The 1,194-nt window shown below is 33.7% G+C and carries 1 protein-coding gene; it reads right to left on the bottom strand.

Annotation, left to right across the window (positions count from 1 at the left end; all coding sequences use genetic code 11):
* Window positions 1–168: 168 nt before the first annotated feature.
* The gene (locus ND812_RS18360) at window positions 169–810 is read right to left on the bottom strand and encodes a glycine/betaine ABC transporter permease (RefSeq protein ID WP_265376762.1); all 642 of its coding nucleotides are present in this window, start codon (window positions 808–810) and stop codon (window positions 169–171) included.
* Window positions 811–1,194 lie beyond the last annotated feature (384 nt).

Genomic DNA, 1,194 nt, shown 5'->3' on the forward strand with positions numbered 1-1,194 from the left:
ACTTACCGAAGTTCCCTGACCCTGAGTCCCGGAACGGGACGTTAGGGACTGGCATGTAGCTTGCGTAAGCAAGGCGAATGCCAGAAAGGGAATTTGCCGCAGGCCGAGCGAGGCCGTAAGTGCCGAAGCGAAGCGGTAAGTCGCTGTTATGCGAAGTAAAACGGATGTTCAATTGGTTTTCTTATAAATACTTAGAAGAGCTTTATATTTATTAGCATTCAAAATCAATATTTCTTCATTGGTTATTAAATCGAAATATTTCTGCTTTGAATAGGGTATTTTATCAAGAAATTCTGAAAAATTTGAATTACATTCTGATTTTTCGCTCCAATTAAGATTTTTAGAGGAAATACAATCATGTCGGGATTTGCAGGCGTTATCTAGAGAATTTTGATCGATAGGACAAATATTGTAGATATTAAAATTCGGTTTAATTCTACAATAACATCCATAATTAATGTTTGAAAAAGTATTATTCCATTCCTCGACAAATTGTAGTCTTAATTGATTATTCTTAATTTCTGATTTTAATTTTTCTAATAGAATATGATATTCATCACAAAATACAGGATCATCGAAACAGATTTTAATAAGATCTTCATTATTATTAATTTTATTTTTACGATTTTCCTCAAATTCTTTTATTTCTATTTCCTGTGATTTCTTTTTTTCAATTGATGACGATAACTTTTGGTGTTCTTTTCTTTCAATTTCTTTAATCTTTACATCTTCTCTAAAGTTAGGATTTACCAGATAAACTATCCAATAGAAAAATTGACCAATTGCTTCTAATACACTTAAAGGATTCATTTTTTTAGTTTAATTTTGTTTTATTTCGCATAACGAACTAGCTAACCGACGTAGGCTGACCCTGAGCCTCGAAGAGGCGTTAGGGACTGGCACGAGGCTTGCTTGAGCAAGAGGAGTGCCAGAAGCCTATGTGCCGAAGGCCAAGCGAGGGCGAAAGTCCCGAAGCGCAGCGGCTAGCGTATGTTAATTGCAGTGTCCATGATATAGAAAGGAGAAACTTAAGAAAGAATCAAGACCAAAAATATTGGTAAGAAGTAATTGAAATTTATTCTTTCTTATAGATCAATTTTCGCTGAAATATCCCAAATAAAGTTTTGTAAAACAGAACTTTGATTAAAATAAATAAAGCAATAGAATATTGAGAAAGACGAAAACTTAAAAGGG

It is taken from the genome of Leptospira limi (genome assembly GCF_026151395.1).
In the GTDB taxonomy this organism is placed as follows: domain Bacteria; phylum Spirochaetota; class Leptospiria; order Leptospirales; family Leptospiraceae; genus Leptospira_A; species Leptospira_A limi.